The organism is Arthrobacter sp. TMN-50 (assembly GCF_054511125.1).
This window is the reverse complement of sequence record NZ_JBTNDG010000007.1, coordinates 15591-41977: the sequence shown is the minus strand read 5'-3', so window position 1 is coordinate 41977 and position 26387 is coordinate 15591. Positions and strand designations below refer to the sequence as shown.

27 protein-coding genes are annotated in these 26387 nt (G+C 65.5%); 18 read left to right on the top strand and 9 right to left on the bottom strand.

Annotated features, from left to right (window positions below; translation table 11 throughout):
• Window positions 1-17: 17 nt before the first annotated feature.
• Window positions 18-674: a transcriptional repressor LexA gene (lexA, locus tag ACX80A_RS10065; protein ID WP_459259652.1), complete on the bottom strand. Its 657-nt coding sequence runs from the start codon at window positions 672-674 to the stop codon at window positions 18-20.
• Window positions 675-1126: 452 nt separating this feature from the next.
• Here lexA and ACX80A_RS10060 point away from each other — a divergent pair, with 452 nt between their 5' ends.
• From ACX80A_RS10060 to ACX80A_RS10025, 8 genes are all read left to right on the top strand, one after another.
• The gene (locus tag ACX80A_RS10060) at window positions 1127-1486 is read left to right on the top strand and encodes a LysM peptidoglycan-binding domain-containing protein (RefSeq protein ID WP_459259563.1); all 360 of its coding nucleotides are present in this window, start codon (window positions 1127-1129) and stop codon (window positions 1484-1486) included.
• Window positions 1487-1647: 161 nt separating this feature from the next.
• Window positions 1648-2757, top strand: coding sequence for a histidinol-phosphate transaminase (locus tag ACX80A_RS10055; protein WP_459259562.1), 1110 nt, complete (start codon window positions 1648-1650; stop codon window positions 2755-2757).
• Between the two features lie 83 nt (window positions 2758-2840).
• Window positions 2841-3458 (top strand): imidazoleglycerol-phosphate dehydratase HisB, encoded by a 618-nt coding sequence (gene hisB, locus ACX80A_RS10050; protein ID WP_459259561.1) that lies wholly within the window; start codon window positions 2841-2843, stop codon window positions 3456-3458.
• Window positions 3455-4093, top strand: coding sequence for an imidazole glycerol phosphate synthase subunit HisH (hisH, locus tag ACX80A_RS10045; RefSeq protein WP_459259560.1), 639 nt, complete (start codon window positions 3455-3457; stop codon window positions 4091-4093). Before hisB ends, hisH begins: the two co-directional genes overlap by 4 nt.
• Before the next feature lie 2 nt (window positions 4094-4095).
• On the top strand, window positions 4096-4254 hold the full coding sequence (locus ACX80A_RS10040) for a hypothetical protein (protein WP_196841001.1): 159 nt from the start codon (window positions 4096-4098) through the stop codon (window positions 4252-4254).
• Between the two features lie 40 nt (window positions 4255-4294).
• A complete protein-coding gene (gene priA, locus ACX80A_RS10035; protein WP_459259559.1) occupies window positions 4295-5053 on the top strand; it encodes a bifunctional 1-(5-phosphoribosyl)-5-((5-phosphoribosylamino)methylideneamino)imidazole-4-carboxamide isomerase/phosphoribosylanthranilate isomerase PriA in 759 nt (252 codons plus the stop codon).
• On the top strand, window positions 5050-5943 hold the full coding sequence (locus ACX80A_RS10030) for an SseB family protein (protein WP_459259558.1): 894 nt from the start codon (window positions 5050-5052) through the stop codon (window positions 5941-5943). The genes priA and ACX80A_RS10030 overlap by 4 nt, the downstream gene beginning before the upstream one ends.
• A gap of 35 nt (window positions 5944-5978) precedes the next feature.
• Entirely contained in the window at window positions 5979-7283 is a 1305-nt protein-coding gene (locus ACX80A_RS10025; RefSeq protein WP_459259557.1) for an MFS transporter, read from the top strand.
• A gap of 35 nt (window positions 7284-7318) precedes the next feature.
• On the opposite strand, the gene ACX80A_RS10020 is transcribed toward ACX80A_RS10025, so the two are convergent.
• Window positions 7319-7771: a DUF1844 domain-containing protein gene (locus ACX80A_RS10020; RefSeq protein WP_459259556.1), complete on the bottom strand. Its 453-nt coding sequence runs from the start codon at window positions 7769-7771 to the stop codon at window positions 7319-7321.
• A gap of 343 nt (window positions 7772-8114) precedes the next feature.
• Here ACX80A_RS10020 and infC point away from each other — a divergent pair, with 343 nt between their 5' ends.
• From infC to ACX80A_RS10000, 4 genes are all read left to right on the top strand, one after another.
• The gene (gene infC, locus ACX80A_RS10015; protein ID WP_459259555.1) at window positions 8115-9143 is read left to right on the top strand and encodes a translation initiation factor IF-3; all 1029 of its coding nucleotides are present in this window, start codon (window positions 8115-8117) and stop codon (window positions 9141-9143) included.
• A 111-nt stretch (window positions 9144-9254) separates the two neighbouring features.
• Window positions 9255-9449, top strand: a complete 195-nt coding sequence (rpmI, locus tag ACX80A_RS10010; RefSeq protein ID WP_019483418.1) for a 50S ribosomal protein L35 — start codon at window positions 9255-9257, stop codon at window positions 9447-9449.
• A gap of 97 nt (window positions 9450-9546) precedes the next feature.
• Window positions 9547-9951 (top strand): 50S ribosomal protein L20, encoded by a 405-nt coding sequence (gene rplT / locus ACX80A_RS10005; protein WP_459259554.1) that lies wholly within the window; start codon window positions 9547-9549, stop codon window positions 9949-9951.
• Between the two features lie 47 nt (window positions 9952-9998).
• Window positions 9999-10907, top strand: a complete 909-nt coding sequence (locus ACX80A_RS10000) for a TrmH family RNA methyltransferase (RefSeq protein ID WP_459259553.1) — start codon at window positions 9999-10001, stop codon at window positions 10905-10907.
• Here the strand turns inward: ACX80A_RS10000 and ACX80A_RS09995 are convergent.
• Window positions 10900-12120 carry an MFS transporter gene (locus ACX80A_RS09995; RefSeq protein WP_459259552.1) on the bottom strand — a complete coding sequence of 407 codons (1221 nt, stop codon included), beginning with the start codon at window positions 12118-12120 and terminating at the stop codon, window positions 10900-10902. The genes ACX80A_RS10000 and ACX80A_RS09995 overlap by 8 nt on opposite strands.
• Before the next feature lie 163 nt (window positions 12121-12283).
• Here ACX80A_RS09995 and ACX80A_RS09990 point away from each other — a divergent pair, with 163 nt between their 5' ends.
• Entirely contained in the window at window positions 12284-12727 is a 444-nt protein-coding gene (locus ACX80A_RS09990) for a (deoxy)nucleoside triphosphate pyrophosphohydrolase (RefSeq protein ID WP_459259551.1), read from the top strand.
• On the opposite strand, the gene ACX80A_RS09985 is transcribed toward ACX80A_RS09990, so the two are convergent.
• The 3 genes from ACX80A_RS09985 to ACX80A_RS09975 form a co-directional block, all read right to left on the bottom strand.
• Window positions 12724-13791, bottom strand: a complete 1068-nt coding sequence (locus ACX80A_RS09985; RefSeq protein ID WP_459259550.1) for an Rv2578c family radical SAM protein — start codon at window positions 13789-13791, stop codon at window positions 12724-12726. The genes ACX80A_RS09990 and ACX80A_RS09985 overlap by 4 nt on opposite strands.
• A 296-nt stretch (window positions 13792-14087) precedes the next feature.
• Window positions 14088-15674 carry an ABC transporter permease gene (locus ACX80A_RS09980; protein WP_459259651.1) on the bottom strand — a complete coding sequence of 529 codons (1587 nt, stop codon included), beginning with the start codon at window positions 15672-15674 and terminating at the stop codon, window positions 14088-14090.
• Window positions 15675-15700: 26 nt separating this feature from the next.
• The gene (locus ACX80A_RS09975; protein WP_459259549.1) at window positions 15701-16642 is read right to left on the bottom strand and encodes an ABC transporter ATP-binding protein; all 942 of its coding nucleotides are present in this window, start codon (window positions 16640-16642) and stop codon (window positions 15701-15703) included.
• Between the two features lie 194 nt (window positions 16643-16836).
• Here ACX80A_RS09975 and ACX80A_RS09970 point away from each other — a divergent pair, with 194 nt between their 5' ends.
• Window positions 16837-18036 (top strand): cysteine desulfurase-like protein, encoded by a 1200-nt coding sequence (locus ACX80A_RS09970; RefSeq protein WP_459259548.1) that lies wholly within the window; start codon window positions 16837-16839, stop codon window positions 18034-18036.
• A gap of 124 nt (window positions 18037-18160) precedes the next feature.
• Here the strand turns inward: ACX80A_RS09970 and ACX80A_RS09965 are convergent, their stop codons facing one another.
• Window positions 18161-18805: an SIMPL domain-containing protein gene (locus ACX80A_RS09965; RefSeq protein ID WP_459259547.1), complete on the bottom strand. Its 645-nt coding sequence runs from the start codon at window positions 18803-18805 to the stop codon at window positions 18161-18163.
• Window positions 18802-19269 carry an eCIS core domain-containing protein gene (locus ACX80A_RS09960; protein WP_459259546.1) on the bottom strand — a complete coding sequence of 156 codons (468 nt, stop codon included), beginning with the start codon at window positions 19267-19269 and terminating at the stop codon, window positions 18802-18804. The genes ACX80A_RS09965 and ACX80A_RS09960 overlap by 4 nt, the downstream gene beginning before the upstream one ends.
• A 134-nt stretch (window positions 19270-19403) precedes the next feature.
• On the opposite strand from ACX80A_RS09960, the gene pheS reads away from it, so the two are divergent.
• Both pheS and pheT read left to right on the top strand, forming a co-directional pair.
• The gene (gene pheS, locus ACX80A_RS09955; RefSeq protein WP_459259545.1) at window positions 19404-20495 is read left to right on the top strand and encodes a phenylalanine--tRNA ligase subunit alpha; all 1092 of its coding nucleotides are present in this window, start codon (window positions 19404-19406) and stop codon (window positions 20493-20495) included.
• 2 nt (window positions 20496-20497) lie between these two features.
• Window positions 20498-23038 (top strand): phenylalanine--tRNA ligase subunit beta, encoded by a 2541-nt coding sequence (gene pheT, locus ACX80A_RS09950; protein WP_459259544.1) that lies wholly within the window; start codon window positions 20498-20500, stop codon window positions 23036-23038.
• Between the two features lie 41 nt (window positions 23039-23079).
• On the opposite strand, the gene ACX80A_RS09945 is transcribed toward pheT, so the two are convergent.
• Window positions 23080-24045: a quinone oxidoreductase family protein gene (locus ACX80A_RS09945; RefSeq protein ID WP_459259543.1), complete on the bottom strand. Its 966-nt coding sequence runs from the start codon at window positions 24043-24045 to the stop codon at window positions 23080-23082.
• A 127-nt stretch (window positions 24046-24172) separates the two neighbouring features.
• Here ACX80A_RS09945 and argC point away from each other — a divergent pair, with 127 nt between their 5' ends.
• Together argC and argJ are read left to right on the top strand one after the other, a co-directional pair.
• A complete protein-coding gene (gene argC / locus ACX80A_RS09940; protein WP_459259542.1) occupies window positions 24173-25204 on the top strand; it encodes an N-acetyl-gamma-glutamyl-phosphate reductase in 1032 nt (343 codons plus the stop codon).
• Window positions 25201-26370, top strand: a complete 1170-nt coding sequence (gene argJ / locus ACX80A_RS09935; RefSeq protein WP_459259541.1) for a bifunctional glutamate N-acetyltransferase/amino-acid acetyltransferase ArgJ — start codon at window positions 25201-25203, stop codon at window positions 26368-26370. Before argC ends, argJ begins: the two co-directional genes overlap by 4 nt.
• Window positions 26371-26387 lie beyond the last annotated feature (17 nt).

Sequence of the window (26387 nt, the reverse complement as noted above, 5' to 3'; positions counted from 1 at the left end):
GGGTGGTGGGTGTGCTGCTAGAGAGCGCGCATCACGGAGACGACCTTGCCCATGATCGTGGCCAAATCGCCAAGGATCGGCTCGTACTGGGTGTTCTGCGGGAGGAGCCAAGTGTGGCCGTCGCGTTGCCGGAAGGTCTTCACTGTGGCCTCGTCATCCAACAAAGCCGCCACAATGTCGCCGTTCTGCGCCTCCTGCTGACGGCGGACTACCACCCAATCGCCGTCGCAGATGGCCGCGTCGATCATCGAGTCGCCGTAGACGCGGAGCATGAACAGGTCACCATGGCCGACCAGCTGACGCGGCAACGGCATCACATCCTCAATGACCTGATCAGCCAGGACCGGCCCGCCTGCTGCAATCCGGCCAACCAGCGGCACCATCGCTGCGTCCACCGCACCGCCGATTTCCGACGGGCCGTTGGGATCTGATCCCTCGGGCGCGCTCTTGTGATCGTGGTCAAGTGTCAGCGGAAGCAGAATCTCCATGGCGCGGGGGCGTTTCGGGTCGCGGCGGAGATAGCCCATCCGTTCCAACTGTGACAGTTGATGCGTGACGCTCGACAGGCTGGCGAGCCCTACCGTGTCCCCAATTTCCCTCATCGACGGCGGGTAGCCGTTCGTACCGATGGCCCGCTGGATGGTCTCGAGGATCTTCTTCTGCCGGGCTGTCATGCCCTTGGGTACCTGCCGGCCGCGGGGGCGACCGCGCGTCGGAAGCGGAGTGGGGGCCAGCTCCGAAATCTGTTCATCCAGTGGTCCGTCGGACTCTTTCACGGTCGCTATCCCTTCGATAAGAATCCATGTACCCCGGCTGATCCCGGAATTTCGGGGGCCGAGCTTATTTTGTCAGAGGCAGATGATGTGCTGGTTTCTGCTGGAACCGAACCTTCAGCCTTGCCCTAACGGTAAGGGAGTTGGGACACGTTTTCAAACATTTGTTCGATCGTGTCTCGACAAAGTTCGTCAATGAGTGCTAAAAATAAGAAAGCAGTAATTCGAAGATAGGTTCGAACGAAACAGGCCAGCCTGGTTTTCGCTCGAACACTATCCTCAACCGTCACGGTTGGTTCGGTGTGAAACCCGGATTCGAATGGACTGATTCGAGAGTACAGAGAGGTCTATCCATGTCTGTCATCACCACACACCAGAATTCCCCCGTCGCCGAGAACGGCGCGGCCAAGCTTCGACTCACCCGCAGGGGCAGGCTCCTGCTGGTCGGGCTGCCAATTGTCCTGCTGGCGTCTGCCGTTCTGATGTTGTCAGGGTTCTTCAACTCGCCCGCCAAGGCCGCAGCCGAAGGCGGAGAGGTCACCCAGACTGCTAGCGTCAGCGTCGCCGCGGGCGAAACCATCTGGCAGATTGCCACTGAGTTCGCTCCCGACCGCGATCCGCGCGACGTGGTCTCCGAAATTGTCGAACTCAACAGCCTGGGTACGTCAGTTCTCCAAGCCGGACAGCAGTTGGACGTCCCGACCAATCGGTAAGACCATCCACCAGGGGATTCACACCCCGGGGGACGCTTTCGAGTCGCGCCCTCCACGGCGGCCCGGCCAGCCAGTCTCGGCTGCCGGCAATACGTCGGGGCGGGACGTTCAAGGTTTCCCCTGATTCTGCTCTTGCACGGCTCGGCGCATAACCTTGACAGGTGAGCGAACAGTTTGAGCGGTTGAGCCGGTTGCCCCTACGCGATGATCTGCGGGGGAAGCATCCCTATGGGGCACCCCAGTTGGATGTGCCTATCCTGCTCAACGTCAACGAGAACACCTACGGCGTCCCCGACGACGTCAGGCAGGCGATTGTTGATGCGGTCAGCCGGGAAGTCGGCGGACTGAACCGCTACCCTGACCGGGAGTTCAGTGACCTGCGGTCCAACCTCGCGCGCTACCTGGGCCACGGGTTGACTGTTGATAATCTGTGGGCCGCCAACGGCTCCAACGAGGTGCTGCAGCACCTCCTCCAGGCCTTCGGAGGGCCTGGCCGGTCGGCGATCGGTTTCCCACCGACCTATTCCATGTACCCTCTGCTCGCCAGCAGCACCGGCACGCGCTACCTCCCCGGTGAAGGCAACGAATCGTTCAACTTGGGCGCCGAAGACGCCGCGCGTCAGGTGCACGACTCCGGCGCCAACGTGGTCTTCCTCTGCTCGCCCAACAACCCGACGGGGACCGCCCTGGGTCTGGATGTGGTGGAAGCGGTTTACGAGGCGAGCGGTAAGGCCAACGCCATCGTCATTGTTGATGAGGCCTACGCTGAGTTCGCCCACTCAGACACCGTCAGCGCTTTAACGCTGTTGAAGGGACGCGAGCGTCTTGTGGTGTCCCGCACCATGAGCAAGGCCTTTGCCATGGCTGGCGCGCGGCTTGGCTACCTGGCCTCTGCACCAGAGGTCGCTGACGCGCTACGCCTTGTCCGGTTGCCCTACCACCTGTCAGCCATCACCCAGGCGGCAGCCAATGCGGCGTTGACACACTCGACCCAGCTGCTCGCCAACGTGCAGAACATCAAAACCCAGCGCGACCGGATCGTTGAGAGCCTGCGGGCACTGGGTTTGACCCCTGTGCCCTCGGATGCGAACTTTGTCTTGTTCGGTGGGCTTGAGGATTCGCACCGGATCTGGGAGGGCCTCCTCGAGGCAGGGGTGCTGATTCGCGACGTCGGCATTCCCGGTCATCTGCGGGTTACCGCAGGCACCGAGACGGAGACCACAGTGTTCCTTGACGCCCTCAGGGCCCTGCTTGGGAAAACCGTCTCCTAGACTGGGAGGAGGCCGTTTCGATGCGGCACCCCTGTGAGTCTGTTACCGTCACCCATCCGCTACGTACCAATCGAAGGATAGCCATGAGCGTGGAAACCACCGTCGGACGCACCGCGAGCCGGGAACGGACCACTAGCGAATCGTCCGTGTTCGTCGAACTGGATCTCGATGGCACCGGTCGCGCGGAGATCAGTACCTCCGTGCCCTTCTACGACCACATGCTCACTGCGCTGGCCAAGCACTCGCTGATCGACCTCACGGTCCGGGCCACCGGAGACACCCACATTGACGCCCACCACACGGTCGAGGATGTCGCCATCACCATCGGTGAAGTGCTCCGTGAAGCCCTCGGCACCAAAGCCGGTATCCGCCGGTTTGGTGAAGCCACTGTGCCCCTGGATGAGGCCCTGGCCAAAGCGGTCGTCGACATTTCAGGCCGGCCCTACCTAGTCCACACGGGCGAACCGGCAGGCCAGGAGTACCACCTGATTGGCGGGCACTTCACCGGTTCACTCACCCGCCACGTCTTCGAAGCCATCACCCTGCACGCCCAGATCTGCCTGCACATGACGGTCCTGGGCGGGCGGGATCCCCACCACATTGTCGAAGCCCAGTTCAAGGCGTTTGCCCGTGCGCTCCGCGCCGCAGTGGAGCCGGACCCACGGGTCGACGGCATCCCCTCCACCAAAGGGGCACTATGAGCGCGCCACGCGTCACAGTTCTCGACTACGGCTCAGGGAACATCCGCTCGGCGGTGCGCGCCCTTGAGCACATCGGCGCCGAGGTCACGCTAAGTGCCAAGCCCGACGACGTCCTCAACGCCGACGGTCTCGTGGTGCCCGGCGTCGGCGCTTTCGCCACGGTGATGAAGGGGCTGAAGGACGTCGACGCGCTGCGCATGATCGGCCGACGGGTGGCCGGCGGCCGGCCCGTCCTGGGAATCTGCGTCGGACTCCAGATCCTCTTCGATGAGGGGGTCGAGCACGGCGTCAGGACCGAGGGGATGGGCGAGTGGCCGGGCACCGTTGAGCGGCTCCAGGCCGACGTCGTTCCGCACATGGGCTGGAACACGGTGACAGCACCCGAGGGGTCAACCCTGTTCGACGGCATTGAGGAGGAGCGGTTCTATTTCGTTCACTCCTATGGGGTGCAGCAATGGAAATTCGATGTCACCCAGCCAGCCATGAAACCGCCCATGGTGACCTGGGCCGACCACGGTGGACCATTCATCGCCGCGGTCGAGAACGGGCCACTGAGCGCCACCCAGTTCCACCCGGAAAAGTCGGGCGACGCCGGTGCCCGGCTGCTGTCCAACTGGACAGCGGGGTTGCGCTAACCATGTGGAGCATAGTGCTGATGGGCCTGTCCGGCCTGCTGATCGGTGGGGCCATCTCCTTCCGGCGGCAGGAGTCGCACAAGGCCCTCATCATCAGTTTCTGGGTGCTGGCCGGAATGGCGCTCCTAGCTGCCTACCTCCTGACCCTGACCGACCTCTGATTCTCGAGACATCCGACAGCTACGAAAGAGTCACCACCCGATGAGCCCCTTTACTGAATCGCCCATTCTTGAGCTTCTCCCCGCCGTTGACGTTGTTGACGGTCAGGCCGTCCGCCTGGTGCAGGGCGAGGCCGGCAGCGAGACCGGCTACGGAGACGCCCTTGAGGCGGCCCTGGCCTGGCAGCACGACGGCGCCGAATGGGTACACCTCGTGGACCTCGACGCCGCCTTCGGCCGCGGCTCGAACCGGGAACTGCTCAAGCGGGTCGTCAACGAGCTCGACATCAAGGTGGAGCTCTCCGGCGGCATCCGCGACGACGCCTCCCTCGATGCTGCCCTCGAACTCGGCGCGCACCGGGTGAACCTCGGCACCGCCGCCCTGGAGCACCCCGAGTGGACCGCGGCCGCCATCGCCCGCTACGGCGACAAGATCGCCGTCGGGCTGGACGTCCGCGGCACCACTCTCGCGGCACGCGGGTGGACCGAAGAGGGCGGTGACCTCTGGGAGGTCCTGCAGCGCCTCGAAGACGCCGGCTGCTCCCGGTATGTCGTCACCGACGTCACCAAGGACGGCACCCTCCGCGGCCCGAACCTCGAGTTGCTTCAGCAGGTGCTGGAGCGGACGTCGCGCCCCGTGGTCGCGTCCGGCGGGATCTCCAGCCTCGATGACCTCGCAGCATTGCGCCAGCTGGTGCCGCACGGTCTGGAAGGAGCAATCGTGGGCAAGGCCCTCTACGCCGGCGCGTTCACGCTGCCCCAGGCCCTCGACGTCGCCGGCCACCCGGAGCCGCGGGTGTGAGCGAGCGGCACCTGCCGGCGCACATTGCCGCGGCCCTCGCGGTCAACACCACCGATTCGGCGGGCCAACCGTGGGCGGGTCGTGACCTGAGCGGCGACGGAAACCCGCTGCACAACTTTGACGACGACGACGGCGCCGCACCGCCCGCCTACACCGCGGCGGTGAACCGGCTGCTTGCCGGCGAGGGTGACGAGGCAGGCGTGCTGGCCGCCCTCGCCGGGGTTCGGGTCTTCGTGCCAGTGGTAGCGCAGCTCGCCGCCGGTAGCGAACCTGCCGGTAGGGAACCTGCCGGGCAGGAACCTGCCGGGCAGCACGACGGGTCGGCAGAGGGCCAGACGGGGGACAAGGAAGCCGACATGGCACTCGTGACCCTCACAGCACCCGACGGGCGGACCGCCTTGCCGGTCTTCAGCTCAGCGGCTGCCCTCACGGCGTGGCATCCCGATGCCCGGCCCGTCGCCGTCTACGCTCCACGCGCCGCACTGTCGGCTGTGGCTGACGAATCGGAGTTGCTGGTGATCGACCCGGGCGCAGATTTCACGTTCGTGGTGCGTCGCCCGGCACTGTGGGCGTTGGCCCAGCAACTTCCGTGGGAGCCCGCCTACAGCGACCCGAGGGTCGCTGACCTGGTGGCTCAGGCCACCGCCGGGGAACCAGCAATTCTGCGGGTTGCAGTGAGCCCTGGCAGCGGGGTCCCGGCGCGTTCAGCAGACGGTACACTGGCACCCGGCGGCGGCCCGGGGCCCGAGGTACGTCTCCAGGTAACGCTGCGCGACGGGTTGCACGGGGACGCCGTTCGCGCTGTGGTCCAGGAGCTGCAGAGCCGGCTGCGAAGTGACAGAGAATTTGTGGAACGGGTCGACTCCCTCGAGGTGGTCCTGACCCGCTGAGAAGGTGCGGGTAGACCCGCAGAAAAGTGAACCACATGAATTTTGCCCTCTACCGGGACCTGTTGCGCATCGTCCCGGTGCGGCGTCTGCTGATCGTCGGCATGATCGCCCGATTCCCGCATTCAGCAGCCGGTGTCCTGCTGACCCTTCACGTTGTCCAGACCCTGGACCGCGGGTACGCGGAAGCCGGTGCTGTGGCGGCACTCCTGACCATCGGCATCGCCGTGGGAGCCCCGTGGCGGGGCCGCCGGGTGGATAGTGCAGGGCTGCGGAAAGCCCTGATCCCCTCAGTCGTCGCCGAAGCCGTGATCTGGTCCGTCGCCCCGCAACTGTCCTACGAGTGGCTGCTCCTTGCCGCGCTGATCGGTGGGCTGTTCACCCTTCCCGCGTTCTCGGTGGTCCGGCAGTCCCTCGGCGTGATGGTGACCGGGGAGAAGCGCTGGACGGCGTTCACCCTGGACGCGATCGGCACCGAGATGATCTTCATGGTGGGGCCAGCGCTGGGCGTCGTTTTGGCCACGCAGGTCTCCACCGTGCTGGGCCTGACCCTCGTGGGGTTCGCGACCGCCGGGGCAGGCTTGTTCCTGATGTGGTTCAACCCGCCGACCCGCAGTGAACAGCTCGGTTCGGCGTCCGTCGACCCTACCGACGCCGAAGACGAGGCGGCAGCCGTGGGTGCCGTGGTCGCGTCGGCACCAGCGCACGTGGGTGAGGCATCCGCCGAGCTGTACCCGGGGGCACGCTCCACCCGTGGACGGTCTGCGTTGAAGGAGCGGGTAGCCGGCAGCTTCGCCTGGCTGACCATCGCGGTGGCAGTGGTCATGGTGGTCGCTGCAGGAGCAGGAATGGTGCTCGCCGGAACCGAGGTAGGCATTGTCGCTGCCCTGGAGGAGACGGGACGTGAGGGCGAACTGGGACTGGTCTTCGCCGCCTGGTGTGCTGCCTCGGTGGTCGGCGGGCTGATCTACGGGGCGCTGCACCGGCCGGTGTCGCCGCTGCTGCTGCTCCTGATGATGGGCCTGTTCACCATCCCGATGGGGTTCGCCGAGAACACCCTGACTCTGTGTCTCCTGTCCATCCTGCCGGGTCTCCTGTGCGCGCCGGTCCTCTCCGCAGCTTCCGAGCGGGTAGCTGACCTCGTGGTGGAGGAACGGCGCGGTGAGGCGATGGGGTGGTACGGCTCGGCGCTGACCTCGGGTGTCGCGCTCGGCGCACCCTTGGCCGGGATCACCATCGACACTGTCGGGCCGTCGGCCGCCTTCACCACCGTGGGCGCGGTCGCCGTCGTAATCTGCCTGCTCGGTCTGGGAGCACAACAGGTACGACGACGGCGGCGCTAGCGGGGCCCGCTGCGGCGGGACCCCGGGAATGATACCTAGTTGACCGCGCCGGTGAATTTTTCGCCGGGCCCCTTGCCGGGTGCGTCCTGGATGATCGATGCCTCACGGAATGCCAGTTGCAGGGAGCGGAGGCCATCGCGCAGGGGGCCGGCGTGCTGGCCGCCGATCTCCGGTGCCGCTGCTGTCACAAACCCGGCCAGGGCCGTGATAATTTTGCGGGCCTCGTCCAGGTCTTTGAGCTCTTCGGCGTCGTCGCCCTCGGCGAGCCCACACTTCACGGCGGCGGCGCTCATCAGATGCAGTGCGGAGGTCATGATCAGCTCCACGGCGCTGACCTCGGCGATGTCGCGCCGGACCTGCCGACCGTCCTCGTCGGCTGCCTGAGCCAAGGGATCCTCGCTCGACGGCTCCCCGGCGGGGGTGCCGCTGGTCCCGGGTGCCTGGAAGATGTTGCGTGCGCTGGTTTGATTACTGGCCGGAGTGCTCATGCTGGTAAGCTTGTCACAGACCGACTGGAGGTCGGTATTTTTTATGCCCGCAACGGCCATGAAAAACATCACTCCAGTCTGCAAGCGGAGTTTCTCCCACCCGCGATTGCCAGGTGTTTCCTTTCGAAGCATGGTGGCAGCCGGGTAAGGTCGGTGTGTACTGTCCGAGGTGACCATCTCAGACAGTACTGTTCCACGATTTGTGGAGCGCACCGATCATCGAGGCCTCTGATTGCATGTGCAGTCGGGGGCCTTCTTCTATTGCACGTGGTGACACTTCCTAAGATTTCAGGAGCAACACATTAGCGAGCCAAGAATCAATGATCGTATCCGCGTCCCTGAGGTGCGGTTGGTAGGACCTGCGGGCGAACAGGTAGGCATCGTCCGTATTGAGGATGCTCTCCGTCTTGCCTCCGAGTCAGACCTTGATCTTGTTGAGGTTGCACCGCAGGCCAAGCCTCCGGTTGCCAAGCTGATGGATTTTGGTAAGTACAAGTACGAAGCCGCTGTGAAGGCCCGTGAGGCGCGCAAGAATCAGACGAACACGGTTCTGAAGGAGATCCGGTTTCGCCTGAAGATTGACACCCACGACTATGAGACCAAGCGTGGCCACGCGATGCGCTTCCTGGGTGCCGGCGACAAGGTCAAGGCCATGATCCAGTTCCGCGGACGTGAGCAGCAGCGGCCCGAAATGGGCATCCGCCTGCTGCAGAAGTTCGCCGAAGATGTTGCCGAGGTCGGCATCGTGGAGTCCACTCCACGCATCGACGGGCGGAACATGGTCATGGTCATCGGACCGGTCAAGAACAAGGCCGAAGCCAAGGCCGAGGCGCGACGCGCCACCCAGCGCGCCGACGCCAAGGCAGCGAACGAGGCAGTGAAGGCTGGTACCGAAAAGCTGGACACCACCCCGGACAAGGCACCGATGACGCAGAGCCTCGCGGACCTGCTCCCTGATGGCTACTCGACCACCGCTTCCCACGAAGCGGCAGAAGAAGCGGCCGCGCAGGAAGTGATTGCGGCCGAAGTTGCAGCCAAGGAAGCGGCCGCGCAGGAAATTGTCGATCGTGAGAAGGCCGTTCAGGACAAGGCCGATCAGGAAGCCGCAGCGGCTGAAGCCGCGAAGGCGGCCAAGGCTGCAGCCGAGGCGCCCAAGGCTGCGGAGAAGGCTCCGGCCAAGACGCCGGCGAAGGCAGCGGAGAAGCCAGCAGCGGCTGCGAAGCCTGCCGCAGCTCCCAAGCCAGTCGCGGCTCCCAAGCCGATGGCGGCTCCCAAGCCGACCGCCATGCCGAAGCCAGCAACACCGAAACCTGCCAGTAAGGCGGCTCCCCGGAGTACGCCTAGCCGGCCTAAGCCAGGAACCTCCGACTAGGGTTCACGCCCTTCGGAGCCACCAGGCACCCGAATAAACCCGCAGGCACCCCCGCGGGTGCCGTACGAGCCACCTGCAGTCGCGGGTGGAAACCAAAGGAGATCGGTTCTCATGCCGAAGATGAAGACCCACAGCGGTGTCAAGAAGCGTTTCAAGCTGACCGGAAGCGGCAAGCTCAAGCGCCAGCAGGCTAACCGCCGCCACTACCTGGAGCACAAGCCCTCCACACTGACTCGCCGTCTCGGTAGCGACAAGATTGTCTCGAAGGCCGATACCAAGGTCATCAAAAAGATGCTCGGCATCTAACTCACCCACCAACTTAACCGGGGCTGGCCCAGTCCACTGCTAATTGCAGGATGGGCCGTCACCATCGCGCCGGTAGATCTACTGAAGGAGTACGCACGTGGCACGTGTGAAGCGGGCGGTAAACGCCCACAAGAAGCGTCGGGTAATTCTCGAGCGGGCAAAGGGCTACCGGGGTCAGCGGTCACGCCTGTACCGCAAGGCCAAAGAGCAGCTGCTGCATTCATTTGTTTACAGCTACGGTGACCGCCGCAAGCGTAAGGGTGACTTCCGTCGCCTGTGGATCCAGCGCATCAACGCTGCGTCCCGCGCCAACGGCCTGACCTACAACCGTTTGATCCAGGGCCTGAAGGCCGCTGAGATCCAGGTTGACCGTCGTATGCTGGCTGAACTTGCAGTTTCCGATGCCAATGCGTTCTCCGCGCTGGTCCAGATTGCCAAGAACTCCCTGCCCGCCGACACCTCAGCTCCCGCTGGGGCTCAGGCATCGGCTGCCAAGGTATAACCGGCTTTCGTTTTCCGGCCTGACCGGATTACTGGGAACATCAGTACATGAATAACACTGGACGCCCTGCGGCACCGCCGATGACCAACCCCCGAGCTGATCGGGTGAAGGAAGTGGCACGGCTCGCGGGGCGTCCGGCCCGTTTAAGGCAGGGCCGGTTCCTCGCCGAGGGCCCGCAGTCCGTCCGTGAGGCACTGACCCTGCATTCAGCTCGCGAGGCCGCTGGCGCGCCCGCGGTGGTTGAGGAGCTTTTCATTACGGAGGAGTGCCTCGAGCGTCATGCTGAGCTCGGCTTGTTCGAGGGCCAGCCGGCACCACGGCTCGTTACCGAGGAAGTCCTGGCTGAGATGTCCTCGACCGTAACGCCACAGGGTGTGATTGCTGTTTGCGCCTTTGTGGATGTTTCGCTCGACGCGGTGCTCGCGGAGGAGCCCCGACTGGTTGCGGTGATGGTCGAGGTACGCGATCCCGGCAATGCCGGGACCATCCTGCGGGCAGCCGATTCGGCGGGCGCCGACGCGGTGGTGCTGACGTCGTCGAGCGTCGACCTGTACAACCCGAAGGCAGTCCGTTCCACCGTCGGTTCGCTGTTTCACCTGCCGGTGGTCCTGGGTGCCGATTTGGACCTGGTGCTCTCATCCCTGCGGGACCGCGGCATCACGGTGCTGGCAGCCGACGGGTATGGCGACGTCGACCTCGACGTTCTGCAGGAGGGGAGCGCGCGACGTCGGTTGGCGCCCTCACCAGTCCTAACCGCCGACGCGGAAGAGGCCCAGCTTGAGGCGCCGACGGCCTGGCTTTTTGGCAATGAGGCGCAGGGACTGCCCGACGTCGTCCTCAAGGGCGCGGATCACCGGGTGGCTGTACCCATCTACGGGCAGGCCGAGAGTCTCAACGTGGGGACTGCGGCGACGGTCTGCCTCTACGCCTCAGCGAGGGCACAGCGCCTCAGCTGACCGCGACCCGTTCGGCAGGCAGGTCCGCTGTGGCGCGTCGGTCCATGCGCCCGCTGGCCAGGGCGACGGCGAGACCGATGACGGCCAACACTGCCCCAACCAGGGCCGGAGCGGTATACCCCCAACCGGCGGCAATCACTGCGCCACCGAGGAACGCGCCGAGAGCGTTGGCAATGTTCAGGGCCGCGTGGTTCAGGGACGAAGCGAGGGACGGGGCATTGGGGGAGACATCGAGGAGGCGCACCTGGAGCGACGGAATCAGCAGGGCGCCGATCGCACCGACCAGGAAAACGAACAGCAGGGCGGTTGGCGCCCATTGGACGGCAAAGGAGAAGGCCACCAGCGCCACGGCGATGACGCCCATGACCCAGTAGATGGTGCCCATTACCGAAATATCGGCCAGTCGGCCACCGACAATGTTTCCCGTGACCATGCCGAGCCCGTAGAGGGCGACGACGAAGGGCAGGGTCGCCTCGGGGAGGTCGGTAACTTCGGTCATGGTTGGTGAGATGTAGGAGTAGACGGCGAAGAAGCCACCGAAGCCGACGGTGCCGATGAGCAGTGTCATCCAGACCTGGCCGCGCTGCAGCGCACCGAGCTCCCTCCGGATACTGGCGTTCTGCAGGACCTTCTGGTTCGGGACGCTGCGGGAGACCATCCAGATGGTGACCAATCCGATGACACCGACGAGCAGAAACATGGTCCGCCAGCCGAACGTCTGACCCAGCCAGGTGGCAAACGGGACCCCGATGACGTTGGCGATGCTGAGCCCCAGCATCACCATGGCGACGGCGTGGGCGCGGCGCGTCGGGGCGGACAGGGAGGCAGCGATGACCGCCGCGATACCAAAGTAGGCGCCGTGCGGCAGGCCCGATATAAAGCGAGAGAACAGGAGCCAGCCGTAGTCGGCGGCGAAGTATGATGACAGGTTACCGACGGTGAACAGCACCATCAGCCCGAGTGCCATTCCCTTGCGGGGGAGCCGGGCACCGAGCGCAGCAAGCAGAGGAGCGCCGACGACGACGCCGATCGCGTAGGCCGAGATCACGTGGCCACCCTCAGGAATGGAGATATTGAGGTCGCCCACCATTTCCTGCAGGAGTCCCATGATGGCGAATTCAGTGGTGCCGATGCCGAAGCCGCCCATCGCAAGGGCGATGATGGCAAAGTTCAGCTGACGGGGAGTCAGGGTGGTGCATCGGGGGTCAGACATGGAACTCGTTTCGGCGACTGGAGAGGGTGTGGTGCTTGCGTCCTTAAAACGCAACGCGGCGACGCCGTTGTCTATTTCAACTGTAGCGCCGCGGACCCCGTCGGTGCCGGTTTCGCTTTCCTTGCATCGTCGGCGTCGAGCGCCGGCCCGCTACACTCGGTTCGTGCCTGCTGAGAAGTTTCCGCGCCAGATTGTCGGCGCCGCGATCGTTGATTCCCTCGCCCATCCTTCCCGGCTGCTCGCTGCCCGCCGGACGGCTCCCGAGCAGTTTGCTGGCAGGTGGGAGTTCCCCGGCGGGAAAGTCGAGGCGGATGAGTCGGACACCGACGCCCTGCACCGTGAGCTGCTCGAAGAATTGGGCGTGACGGTAAGGCTCGGCGCCGAAGTGAATGGCCCCGTGCCCGGCGGCTGGCCGTTGAACGAGCGTGCCGTCATGCGGGTCTGGCTTGCCGAGGTAACTACCGGCGAGCCGATGCCGCTGGAGGATCACGATATGCTCGCCTGGGTGCCGTTCGAAGGCTCAACCGAGCTGGTAGATCTACCCTGGATCCCGGCGGACCGCCCCATTGTCGATGCACTGCTTGCCCTGGTTGTCGCACCGCTCTAGAACAGTGTCGGTTCTGGGCCGACGGCCAGCGATGGCGAGGGTGGCGCTGTCGGGGGATTGACGCCGTCGTGGTTGGGAACCCCAGGTTCGAGTTCCCTGAAGAACTGAGCCCCGGAGGTGAACCCGTGGTTGGCGCGATGATGTTGGATCCGGACGGACAGCCAGGTCCTATACTCCTTTGATGCGTAGCTTCCTCCGCGGTAGAGCCGCTGATAGCGCCCCACCAACTCAGGGTGGTTAGCGGCCAGCCAATCCATGTACCACTCGCGGGCGCCGGGGCGCAGATGTAACGCACCCGCCGAAACACCGGTGGCACCGGCAGCCGCCAGCGCACCAAACAAGGCATCCAATGACTCGTCGTCGTCCGTCAACCACGGCAGGATCGGCATCGCCAGGACGCCGCAGGGGAGGCCAGCATCCCGCAATCGGCTGACCAGTTCCAGCCGGGCCCTGGGGCTCGGGGTGCCGGGCTCCACCGCGTGCGCCAACACCGGATCAATGATGGCCAGGGAGATACCCATCCCGATCTCCACGGACGAGGATGCCTTCTTCAGCAGCGGGATGTCCCGTGCCAGCAGCGTGCCCTTGGTGAGGATGGAGAATGGGGTACCGGAATCGGCCAGCGCGGTAATGATGGTGGGCATCAACCGGTAGCGACCCTCGGCCCGCTGATATGGGTCGGTGTTGGTGCCCATGGCCACGTGTTCACGCTGCCACGACCGCCGGGACACTTCGCGCCGCACCACTTCCCCGGCATTCGTCTTCACCACAAGCTGCGAATCGAAGTCCAGCCCGGTGTCCAGATTCAGGTAGCTGTGGGTTTTCCGGGCAAAGCAGTAGACGCAGGCGTGCGAGCAGCCCCGGTAGGGGTTGATGGTCCAGTGGAACGGCATGCTCGAGTTGCCAGGCACCCGGTTGAGCACCGATTTGGCCAGGACCTCATGGAAGGTGATCCCGACGAACTCGGGCGTCCTCACGGTTCGAACCAGCCCGCTGAGGGGGAGGAGCGCCTCCTGCGGAACGGGCGCCGTCGTCGTTGTCGTACTCTGCGCAACCCATCTCATAAATACATTAGAACATATCTTCTAATGTATTGCTGGGGAGAGTTTACGGTGGATCCCGGGTAAAAAGCGGGTTCTGGGCCGTGAACCTCGATCTGGACAGGCACACCCGGAAACTGTCCAAGGACAGGCCGGAAATAACCAAAGGCCCTGATCCATGCAGTGACCCCGCCCCAAATGGCGCTCGGCAGGGCGCTGACAATGGGTGTCCGGATCCTGACCTGGAGTGGCTGCTGAACCTTTCGCCCTATCACTGCGCCTACAGAACCCATTTTTTCCTGGCTCATCCGACAAGTGGTCTACGCGGTGAGGTCGCGGCGCCCGACCAGATAGGAAGCGAGACCCATACCGCCGAGAGCCACGAAACCCATCAGCAGGGCGGGCGCCGGCTCGAAGGATTCGACCGGCATCGCAGGCGAATGGTGGAAGGGACTGACCGCCTGCAGCCACTCGGGCAGGCCCAGTAGCTCACCAAACTGGCCCAGTACCAGCGCGCCAGCCAGTATGACCCAACCCGCAGGGACACTCCACCGCGGCGCGACAGCGAAGACGACAGCAGGTGCTGCGATAAGGATCGCAGCGGCCGGGACGTGGGCGAGGCTCGCCGCGACCAGACCGATCGCAGCGGGCACTGCCATTCCGGTGAGCGAGAACCCAACGGTAGCTGCTGTTCCCGCGACAGCCGCAACCACGACGGCCGAAAAAACTGCCAACAGCAGATTTGCAACGAGCCAACTGGTTCTGGATCGCGGCACAGCCAAGAGGAGTTCCGCCCGTCCCTCAGCTTCTTCGGCTCTCAGCCGCAGGACCCCCTGGATACCGGCGGCGGCCGCCAAAACCCCAGCGATACCTAGTATGGCTGCCGTGAAAATATCTATAATGTCCGCCCGGCTCCCCGTGACAAGACGACCGATCAACTCCTCAATTGACGTGTTGCCGACCACAACGTCGGATACAACCGGCCCCAGTCCTCCCGCAAGGACCCCAAGGACGGCTGCCCCCACACACCAGCCAAGAAGGACGGGGCGCTGCAGGGCCCACGCCAGCCCGAGAAGGGATTGATGGTTTCCGCGAAGTCGGCCCGCCCGTTGGGGCAGCCAACTGGAGCCCAGGTCCCTTCGGCGTCTAATCAGCAGGACTCCGGCCGCCACAGCCACGGCACCCGCCGCGAGCACCAGTAATGGCAAGGTGTCTGGGGTGGTGAAGGGCCGGGACCGTTGCCCCCATCCGATCGGCGACAGCAACGAAATCCAGCTGCTCCTGACCTGGGTTAGTTCGGCATTAGGGGTGCCCAGGGCGTCACCGACGCCGCGGAGTAAATACGCCGCACCGACGAGGCTGGCGGCCGCCCCGTTAGCACTCCGCCCCGACGGCATCGCCTGTGCTATCGCCGCTGCGACCGGGACGAAGAACAGTCCGACCGCGCCCACAGCCAGGCCTGCCGTGAGGGAACCCGAAACCGGTAGCCCCGCGGCAATGAATCCGCCCGCCACGGACCCGGCCAACACCAGATTTGCGGCACCGCCCACCAGGAGTGTCGCCGCAAGCGGGGCGGAGCGAGAGATCGGGACGGATCCGACCAGCTCGGCTCGTCCCAGTTCCTCGTCGGTACGGGTGTGACGAACCACCAGAAAAGTACTCATCAGGCCCGCGATCAAAGCGGTGAACGCATAGCCCTGCAGGAAGACCACCGCCCCGATTCCAAAGCCGTCGGGCAGGCCGCGGAGGAACAGGAACGCCGGGTTTGCTGCCGCCACCGCAACGATCGCCCGGCGATCACCGGTATCCCCGAACTCGCTGGACACCGCGCCAGCCGTGGCGAAACCCAGCAGCGCAATCCCCAAGATCCAGACAGGGAGCAGGATGCGGTCCTGCCGGAGGTGCATCAGTGCCAAGTGAACTATCCCCGACATTAGTCCGCCGGCCCGATCCAGTTCGAGGGGGCGCCGCTAGTGGTGGGTGACGGCTCTGCGTAGTGCCGAAGGAAAAGTGACTCAAGCGAGGGCGGGGACACGGTCAAACCGGTCGGCCTGGCCGCAGCAACTCCCTCCAGCGCTGCTGGCAGATTCTCCGCCTCCACCTCGAATTCGATGGCAAGGCCGTCGTCGTGAACATCCCGGACACCCTGAAGGTGGGATAGGATCCCGGCGTCAACTCCCTCCACCCGAAAGTGGGTCAGCTTCAGATGGCGAAGTTCGGCGAGGGAGCCAGACTCGACAACTTTGCCGGACCGAATAATCGTCACCCGATCGCAAAGTTGCTCGACCTCACTCAGGATGTGGCTGGAAAGCAGGACCGTTGCGCCGTCGTCGTGCACTCGGCGAACCTCCTGGCGAAACACCGACTCCATGATGGGGTCCAGGCCGGAGCTTGGTTCATCGAGGACGTAGAGCCGGGCGGGGCGGGCAAACGCCGCGATCAACGCGACCTTCTGTCGATTTCCCTTCGAGTAAGTGCGGGCCTTCCGACTCGGATCGAAGTCGAACTCGTCGATCAACCGGCTTCGGGTGCTATCAACGGCACCGCCGCGCAGTCCTGTCAGCAGGTCAATTACTTCGCCTCCGGAGAGGTTAGGCCACAGACTCACATCCCCAGGAACGTAGGCGAGGTCACGATGGCTGCGGATCGGCTCCCGCCACGGATCGACACCAAACACAGTAGCTGTGCCGAAGGTCGGACGGATGAGTCCGAGGAGTACCCGCAGGGTAGTCGATTTTCCCGCGCCGTTGGGGCCAAGGAACCCGTGCACCTCACCGGAGTTGACCGTCAGATCAAGGCCATCGAGCGCTCGGGTCTTGCCGAAATCTTTACCCAGCCCTCGTACGTCGATGATTGGATCTATTGCTCCAGCCATAGCGGGTCCGTTCGCCAGTCCTGGAGAACGTTGCAAGCGTTCTCCAGGACTCCTGTCCGTCGGATCGCAATGGTTTCGACGGATACTGGACCACAGCGTACAAGTGCGCGGGTGGGAGCGGAAGGGGTGTTCGTCGCTATTGCCGGGTTACACCTAGGCTGGAGCCACGCCTGCCCCTCATCCGAAAGGACCTCATGCCGCTCGACGTCGAAAGTCTGCGTTCCCACTTCCCCTCCCTGTCCTCGGGGATCGCCCACTTCGACGGTCCCGGCGGAACCCAGACGCCGAGCGTCGTGGGACAGGCCATTGCCGACACGCTGACCAGTCCGCTATCCATCAGGGGCAGCTCGGTCGCTTCCGAACGGAACGCCGACGCGGCCGTGCTCGGATTCCGGTCAGCCCTGGCGGATTTACTCAACGCCGATCCCCTCGGAATTGTCTACGGCCGCAGCGCCACCCAGCTCACCTACGACTTCGCCAAACACCTCAGCGCAGGGTGGGGGCCGGGCGACGAAGTGATCGTGACGCGCCTGGACCACGACTGCAACATCCGCCCCTGGGTCCAGGCTGCCGAGCGACAGGGCACGACCGTCCGCTGGGTGGGTTTCGATCCCGCCACCTCCGGGCTAAGCCTCGACGAGATGAAGGCGGCCTTGAATCCCCAGACCCGGCTGGTTGCGGTGACCGCAGCGTCCAACCTCCTCGGAACCATGCCCGACATGCCGGCGATCGCGCGGATGGTGCACGACGTCGGGGCCCTCCTGTACGTCGACGGGGTCCACTACGCGGCCCATGCCAGCGTCGATGTGAACGCGCTCGGAGCCGACTTCTTCGTCTGCTCGCCCTACAAATTCCTCGGCCCGCACTGCGGCGTCCTCGCTGCGGCCCCCGCACTGCTTGAGACGTTGACCCCGGAGAAACTGTTGCCCTCCACCAACGCCGTACCCGAACGCTTCGAACTCGGGACCCTGCCCTACGAGATCATGGCCGGGGCGACGGCGGCAGTGGACTTCATTGCCGCACTGGGCACCAGCGGCGGGTCACGCCGGGACCGCCTCGTGGCCGCCCACTCCGACATTGAGCAGCACGAGTCGTTCCTCCTGCACCTCCTCGAGGCTGCGCTCGCAGACCTGCCGGCGGTGACAGTCCACTCACGCGCCGCCGCCCGGACGTCCACCCTGTTGCTCACCTTCGATGGCCACCCCGCCGCCGACGTGAGCCGGTTCCTCGCTGAACGGAATATTTTGGTGCCAGCCAGCAACTTCTACGCCATCGAAGCGGTCGGAGTGTTGGGGCTGGGGGAGGCCGGCGGATTGCGGGTGGGGCTGGCGCCCTACACGAACCTCGACGACGTGCAGCGGCTGATTGAGGGACTGAAAGCGTTCCTCGCCTGAGTTCGGGATCCTTCCGGCCCAGAAAAGTGGCCCACCCGCAGGATCGCTGCGGGTCAACCACTCAGGTGCGGCTCCGCCACTTATCTGAGCCTTCGCTGATCCAGTCCGGCGTCGAACTCCCGCGCTAGCCAGCAGGCTCGATGCGCCAGCGAACCGTAACGCTGCAGACGACGGCGGCTTCGCCGGGTGCGACTGGCATCGAGGCATCTTCGGCCATCATGGTGCGCATCAGTGGATGGGGTACTGCGCCAGTGTCTTCGGCGATACTTTCCACGGCCCCGAGAGTGCACCCGGCCAGGTCGGCCCACCGTTGAGCCCGGTCACGCGCATCCCGCCATGCAGCGTCCTGGGCCAGGGAGGCCCTGTCCGCCGGATCCGAGAACCCGAAGGACAGGGAGGTGATGCGGGTGTCATCGCCGCCCGCATGCACCACGGCGTCGAGGACCGCCGAGGCGGACGCCGGGTCATCGATCGTCACCGTAAGATCCTGCGAGGCAACGTAGCCGGACACTTTCTGCTCCTGGTTCTCGCCCCAGTGAATGTCGGCTCGCAGCCCGATCTGGCGGGTCGCCCGAGTCAAAGAGGGGAAGGCCAAAGCGTCAAGGGCATCAAACACCCGCGACGCCGCGTCCGCGGCCCGCAGATAGGCGTGCGCTGCCGTGGGTCGGCGTACTTCCACCCCGATATCGAGGTGCAGGCGGTCGGGCACACCACTGACCGAGCCTGTACCGGTGACCGTGATGGTTGGAACGTCGGTGCTTGACGTCATGATGATCCCCTTTTCGCGAAGACGGCGGAGAGCGCCGTGGCAAGCGGCCGCACTGGTCGCTGAACATACCCACCATCGGCCAACCCCGCCCGGCGCTCAAAAGTATTCGCTGACGCGGGATCGCCGGTGCGCATCAACGAGAAACCCGCAGCCGCGAAATACAACGGCAGGAACGGCAGACCCAGACACACCGCGTACTGGGTGCTGTGCCGGGCTTCGTGGGCAAGGAGCGCCGGGCGGGGTGCCCCCTCCGAGGCGGACCCGCGGAACAGGATGACGTTTCCCACGGTGAAGGCACGCGCGACCGGCAGGGTGCCGGTGTAGCCGAAAGCGAGGAGGAGCCCCTCGGGCCCGGGCCGGAGGTCACACCGTTTCGCTTTCGCCAGCAGCAGCCCCGCCGCGGTGGACAGGTTCATCCAGTTGAGCAGCCATCGCGTTCTGTGGGCCGGGACCATGGAAGTCATCCTAGTACGGGAGTCTCAGGTGCCCATTGGGGAGTCGGCGCCGGTGTTAGCTAGACTTGCACCGTCTGCCAACGGTCACCGGATCCGCGGTGAAACACCAGTTGCCCACCACCACTGAAGGTATGAACATTCCGATGTCTGACTCCATACAGCCGGGCGGACCCGCCCACGCAACGTCCGCCGTCGTCGACGTTCCTTCTCCACTGGATGCCGACGCCATCGGAGCGACAGTTGACCGCGCGCTCGCCGACATCACCGCCGCGGCGGATCTCGACGCACTCAAGCAGGTCAGGATCGCCCATACGGGCGACAAGTCGCCACTCAGCCTCGCGAACCGCGGCATCGGTGCCCTCGCGAAAGAGGAAAAAGCAGCGGCAGGGAAGAACATCGGCCCGGCCCGCGGCAGGATCAACGCTGCGCTCGCCGCCCGCACCACCGAGCTGGAGGCCGAACGCGACGCCCGGATCCTGATCGAGGAGGCGGTGGACGTGACAGCCGCGCCGCGCCGCCGTCGTGCCGGTGCCCGCCACCCACTGTCCACCCTGCAGGAACGGGTTAGCGACATTTTCGTCGGCATGGGCTGGGAAATCGCTGAAGGTCCCGAGCTGGAATCGGAGTGGTTCAACTTCGACGCCCTGAACTTCAAGCCGGACCACCCAGCCCGCGACATGCAGGACACCTTCTTCGTGGAGCCGCCCGAGGCACACCTGCTGCTCCGCACCCACACCTCACCGGTCCAGGTGCGCTCCATGCTGGAACGCCCGCTGCCGTTGTACGTGCTGTGCCCCGGCAAGGTGTTCCGCACCGATGAGCTCGACGCCACCCACACGCCCGTGTTCCACCAGTTCGAAGGCCTGGCCATCGACCGGAACCTCAGCATGGCTGACCTCCGCGGCACTCTTGAGCACTTCGCCCGGCTGATGTTCGGCGACGACGCCCAGATCCGGTTGCGCCCGAACTTCTTCCCGTTCACCGAACCATCAGCCGAACTCGACATCTGGCACCCCGGCGCCAAGGGCGGGCCGCAGTGGATCGAGTGGGGTGGCTGCGGCATGGTCCACCCCAATGTGCTGCGTGCTGCGGGCATCGACCCCGAGGAATTCTCCGGGTTCGCCTTCGGCATGGGCATTGAACGCACCCTGATGTTCCGCAACGAGGTAGGCGACATGCGGGACATGATTGAGGGCGATGTACGGTTCAGCGAGCACTTCGGGATGGAGATCTAAGCATGCGTATTCCACTTTCCTGGTTGCGTGAATTCGCACAGGTCCCAGTCGGTGCCACCGCCGAAGACGTAATGGCCGAACTGGTCAAGGTCGGCCTTGAGGAAGAGGCAGTCCACCGTCCCACCGACACCCTGTCCGGGCCCGTCGTCGTCGGCCAGGTGCTCTCGGTGGTCAAGGAGCCGCAGACCAACGGCAAAACCATCAACTGGTGCCAGGTCCGCGTGGTCCCGGAGGGCCAGCCCCAGACGCTGACCACCGAGGGCATCGACCCGTCGGGTGTCCAGGGCATCGTCTGCGGCGCCCACAACTTCGTCGAGGGCGACAAGGTGGTGGTCACCCTGCCGGGCGCAGTGCTGCCGGGTGACTTCCACATCGCCGCGCGCACAACCTACGGCCATGTCTCCGCCGGGATGATCGCCTCGGTGCGCGAACTGGGCATCGGCGACGATCATGACGGCATCCTGGTGCTCTCCACCCTCGGACTGGACCCGGAGGTTGGCTCCGACGCCATGGACCTGCTTGGTCTCTACGACCAGGCCGCCGAAATCAACGTCACCCCGGACCGCAGCTACTGCTTCTCGATCCGCGGTGTCGCCCGTGAGTACGCCCACGCCACCGGGACCACCTTCATCGACCCGGCAGCCCAGGTAACCGCGCCTGCAGGCCTGTCCGGCGGCTACTCGGTCACGCTGAGCGACAAGGCGCCGATCTACGGCAACCCGGGCTGCGACAGGTTCGTCGCCCGCACCGTGCACGGCGTCGACGCGACCCGTCCCACCCCGCCATGGCTGTCCTCCCGGCTCCGCCTGGCCGGGATCCGTTCCATCTCCCTGCCCGTCGACATCTCCAACTATGTGATGCTCGAGCTGGGTCAGCCCATTCACTGCTACGACCAGGACAAGCTCTCCGGTGGCATCGTCGTCCGGCGGGCCGCACCGGGCGAGACACTGAAGACCCTTGACGAGAAGGTCCGCACGCTCGACGTCGAAGACCTCCTGATTGCCGACGCGTCAGGTGGCATCGGGATCGCCGGTGTCATGGGCGGCGCCGACACAGAGGTCTCCGACACCACCACCACGGTGCTGGTTGAGGCAGCCCACTTCGATGAGGTGTCCATCGCCCGTTCACGCCGCCGCCACAAGCTGCCATCCGAGGCATCCAAGCGGTTCGAACGCGGGGTGGACTGGCAGGTTGCGGGTATCGCGGCCCAGCGGGTGGTCGACCTGCTGGTCAAACTCGCCGGTGGCACCGCAGATGACGCCGGAACCGACGTGGGCACCCAGCCCGACGACGTCGTCATCGACCTGCCTGCCGGGTACGCGGCCAGTCGCATCGGCATGGAGTTCACGGACGAGCAGATCACCGATGCACTCAATGATCTGGGGGCCGTGGTGGAAGCGCGTGACGGCGGCCACACGGTCACCGCGCCGAGCTGGCGGCAGGACCTGCAGATCAAGGACGACCTCACCGAGGAAATCGCCAGGCTGGTGGGCTACGACAAGATCCCGTCGCGGCTTCCCGTCGCGCCTCCCGGCAGCGGCCTGTCCCGGGTCCAGGTGCAGCGCCGCCGGGTGCTGCAGGCGCTGGCCGATGCCGGCCTGACCGAGGTGCTCTCGTACCCGTTCGTGTCGCTGGAGAGCAACAACACCTTCGGGTCAGCCGACGCAGGGGAGCAGCCCTCCATCAAACTGGCCAACCCGTTGAGCGCCGAACTGGGTTATCTGCGTCGCTCGGTGCTGCCCGGCCTGATCGAGGTCGCGAAGCGGAACCACTCCCGTGGCTTCCGCGATCTGGCGCTGTACGAGGCCGGGCTGGTGTTCCTGCCGCAGGAAACGGTCGGTAGCCGGGAAATCCCGCCGCTGGGTGCCCGTCCTTCCGAGGACGTCCTGGACGGCCTGTATGATGGGCTGCCCGATCAGCCGCTGACCATTGCCGCTGTGTTCACCGGCAACGACTCACCTGCCGGCGCCAACCACCAGCCACGCCTGTGGGACTGGGCCGACGCCCTGGACACGGTCCGGCTGATGGCCGACGTCGTCGGCGTGGACCTGGAGATCGCGCAGGGTGAGCACCAGGTGTTCCACCCGGGCCGCACCGCCCGCATTTCCCTGCGGACGGGCGAACTGGTGGGCTACGCAGGCGAGCTGCACCCGAAGCTCCTTGCCGCCCACGACCTGCCGCCCCGCACAGTGGCGCTCGAGATCAACGCGGACCTGCTGTTCGACGCCGCACCGGACGTCATCGTGGCGAAGCACCTCTCGACTTTCCCCGCCACCACCCAGGACGTCGCACTGGTGGTCGACGGCGCCCTGCCGGCCGACGCCGTCCTTTCCACGCTGCGGGAAGGCGCGGGGAAGCTCCTCGAGGATGTGCACCTGTTCGATGTGTACGACGGTGCGGGAATTGAGGACGGACACAAGTCGCTGGCGTTCGCGCTGCGCTTCAGGGCGCCTGACCGGACCCTGACCGCCGATGAGGCCAGCGGCGCCCGCGATGCAGCGGTGCACCTGGCCGCCGAACGGCACGGCGCCGTCCAGCGCTAGATCAGGCCTAACGTTCGGGTTACAGGCGGCCACCCCGGACTCTAGGGAACGAGCAGCACTTTCCCGGTGGTCCGGCGCGCCTCAAGGTCCGTGTGGGCCTGGGCTGCGGCTTCCAGCGGATAGGTCGCCCCGATGCGGACCCTCAACGAGCCGTCCACCACGGCCGCGAAGACCTCCGAGGAGCGCCGGCGCCGCTCTTCGACGCTGAGCAGGTAATCGGGCAGTCGCGGGCGAGTCAGGTGAACCGACCCTGCGGCGGCCAGTCGCTGCGGGTCGAACGCCGGAACCGGCCCGGACGCGGCGCCGAACAGCACCAGCGTGCCCCGCTTCCGCAGCGCCGCCAGTGACCCGTCGAAGGTGGCCCGGCCCACGCCGTCGTACACCACATGTACTCCGACGCCGTTGGTCAGGTCGCGCACCGCGGTGTCGAAGCCCTCGTAGCGCAGTATCTCGTCGGCGCCGGCCTCCCTGGCCAGTGCTTCCTTGTCGTCGGTGGATACCGTGGTAATGACCCGCGCACCCTTGGCCTTGAGCAGTTGGATGAGCAACAGCCCTACCCCGCCGGCCCCCGCATGCGTCAGGACGGTCTGCCCCGGTTGCACCGTAAACGTGGTGTTGATCAGATAATGCGCGGTCATGCCCTGCAGTGGGAGTGCCGCGGCCGTCTCAAGGCTGACCCCGTCCGGCACCGGCAGGGCCTTCCCCGCCTCGACCAGGGTGAACTGGGCGTAGGTGCCGACTCCTTCGGCGAATGCCACCCGGTCGCCGACGGCAAAGCCGGACGCCTCGGGGCCCAGCGCCATCACTTCGCCGGCAGCCTCGGCGCCCGGCGTGAACGGATAGTCGACCGGGTAGTAACCGCTGCGCTGATAGGTTTCGATGTAGTTGACGCCCGCAGCAGCCACCCGCACCACAAGCTCGGAGCCGGTCGGTGTGGGCTGATCCACTTCGGCCACCTGCAGTACTTCGGGTCCGCCGGCCTGCTGGGCAACAATGGCTGTGGGCATCAAGGCTCTCCTTCATTGGTATGTTGATTCGCTGGCGCTGTGATCCCATGCTAGAACGCAGGACACGATCACTCACGTCGTGCATAGTTATGTGGCTGTATGTATATTACTGTTGTAGGGTGGGAGCATGACTATTTCGGTAGCGGTTTCCGGTGCCAGCGGCTACGCCGGCGGTGAAGTGCTGCGCCTGCTCGCGTCCCATCCTTCGGTGACGATCGGTGCGATTACCGCCCACAGCAGCGCCGGTTCGAGGCTCGGTGAACTGCAGCCTCACCTGCACGCCCTGAGCGACCGTCTGCTCGAGGAAACTACAGTGGAAAACCTCGCCGGTCATGACGTGGTGGTCCTTGCCCTGCCGCATGGAGCCAGCGCTGAAATCGCCGCCCAATTGCCCACCACCACGCTGGTGATCGACGCGGGAGCAGACCACCGCCTCGAAGACCCCCTCGCCTGGGAGAAGTTCTACGGAACTCCCCACGCCGGCACCTGGCCCTATGGGCTTCCCGAGCTGCCCGGCCACCGGGAGAAACTCCGCGGCGCCCGCCGGATCGCCGTCCCGGGGTGTTACCCCACCAGCTCACTCCTAGCCCTGACGCCGGGCTTCGCGGCCGGTCTGCTGCAGCCTGACGACGTCGTCATCGTTGCCGCCTCCGGCACGTCCGGTGCCGGCAAAGCGGTGAAAGCCAACCTGCTGGGTTCCGAAGTCATGGGCGGGATGAGCCCGTATGGAGTCGGCGGTGGCCACCGGCACATTCCCGAAATCGAGCAGGGTCTCTCGCTGGCTGCGGGGGAGCAGGTCCGGGTGTCCTTCACCCCTACACTTGCGCCGATGTCCCGGGGCATCCTGACCACAGCCACCGCCAGGGTGTTGCCGGGGACCACCGGCGAACAGCTCAGGGACGCGTGGACCGCCGCGTACGACGACGAACCCTTCGTCACCGTCCTGCCGGTGGGACAGTGGCCTGCAACCAAGGCCGTGGTTGGCTCCAACTACGCCAACCTCCAGTTGGCCTTCGACGAACACGCCGGCCGCGTGATCGTCACCTGCGTGATCGACAACCTCACCAAGGGCACCGCCGGTGGCGCCATCCAGTCCATGAACATTGCCTTGGGTCTCCCCGAGACCGCTGGGCTCACCCTGCAGGGAGTAGCACCATGAGCATCACCGCGCCGGCCGGATTCCGAGCCGCAGGTACAGCCGCCGGGCTCAAGGCGTCAGGCAACGCCGATGTTGCTGTGGTCGTCAACGACGGGCCGCTACACCACGCCGCCGCGGTCTTCACTACCAACCGGGTCGCCGCCGCACCCGTGCTGTGGTCCCGGCAGGTGGTCTCCGACGGCAGGGTGGACGCCGTGGTGCTCAACTCCGGGGGAGCGAACGCCTGCACCGGGGCCGTTGGCTTCCAGAACACCCACGCCACCGCCGAATACGCCGCCGACGCACTGCGCGTCTCATCGGGTGACGTCTTCATCTGCTCCACTGGGCTGATCGGGGAACAGCTTCCCATGGACAAGCTGCTGCCGGGCGTCCGCGATGCCGTCGCGCAGCTGTCCACCGCGGGCGGGCAGGCAGCAGCCGAAGCCATCATGACCACGGATTCGGTGTCCAAGGAGGCACGTCATCCGGCGTCGGCCGATGCCCCCAGCGAGGGGTACTCCATCGGGGGAATGGCGAAGGGTGCGGGCATGCTCGCCCCCGGTCTGGCGACCATGCTGGTGGTCCTCACCACCGACGCCGTTGTCGACCCGGCACAGCTCGATACGGCCCTGCGCTCGGCCACCCGGCTGACCTTCGACCGGACCGATTCGGACGGGTGCATGTCCACCAACGACACGGTGGTACTACTCGCGTCTGGCGCCAGCGGGGTCAACCCCGACCTGCAGGAGTTCACCGACGCGCTGACCGGGGTCTGCCATTCGCTGGCCCAACAGCTGATCAAGGACGCCGAAGGGGCCAGCCATGATATCGCCATCACCGCCGTCAACGCGGCCAGTGAAGAAGACGCCGAAACGGTGTGCCGATCGGTTGCCCGCTCAAACCTCTTCAAGACGGCGATCTTCGGCAACGACCCCAACTGGGGCCGGGTGCTGGCGGCCGTGGGCACCACCGACGCGGCCTTCGAGCCGGAACAGTTGAACGTCCACATGAACGGCGTGCAGATCTGCCGCAACGGCGGCATCGGTGAGTCCCGGGACCTGGTGGACCTCACCGGGCGGGACGTCACGGTCGAGATCGACCTCAACGCTGGCACCGAAACCGCAACCATCTGGACCAATGACCTCACGCACGAGTACGTCCACGAAAACTCGGCGTACTCGTCGTAGCGGGTACTCGCCGCCCC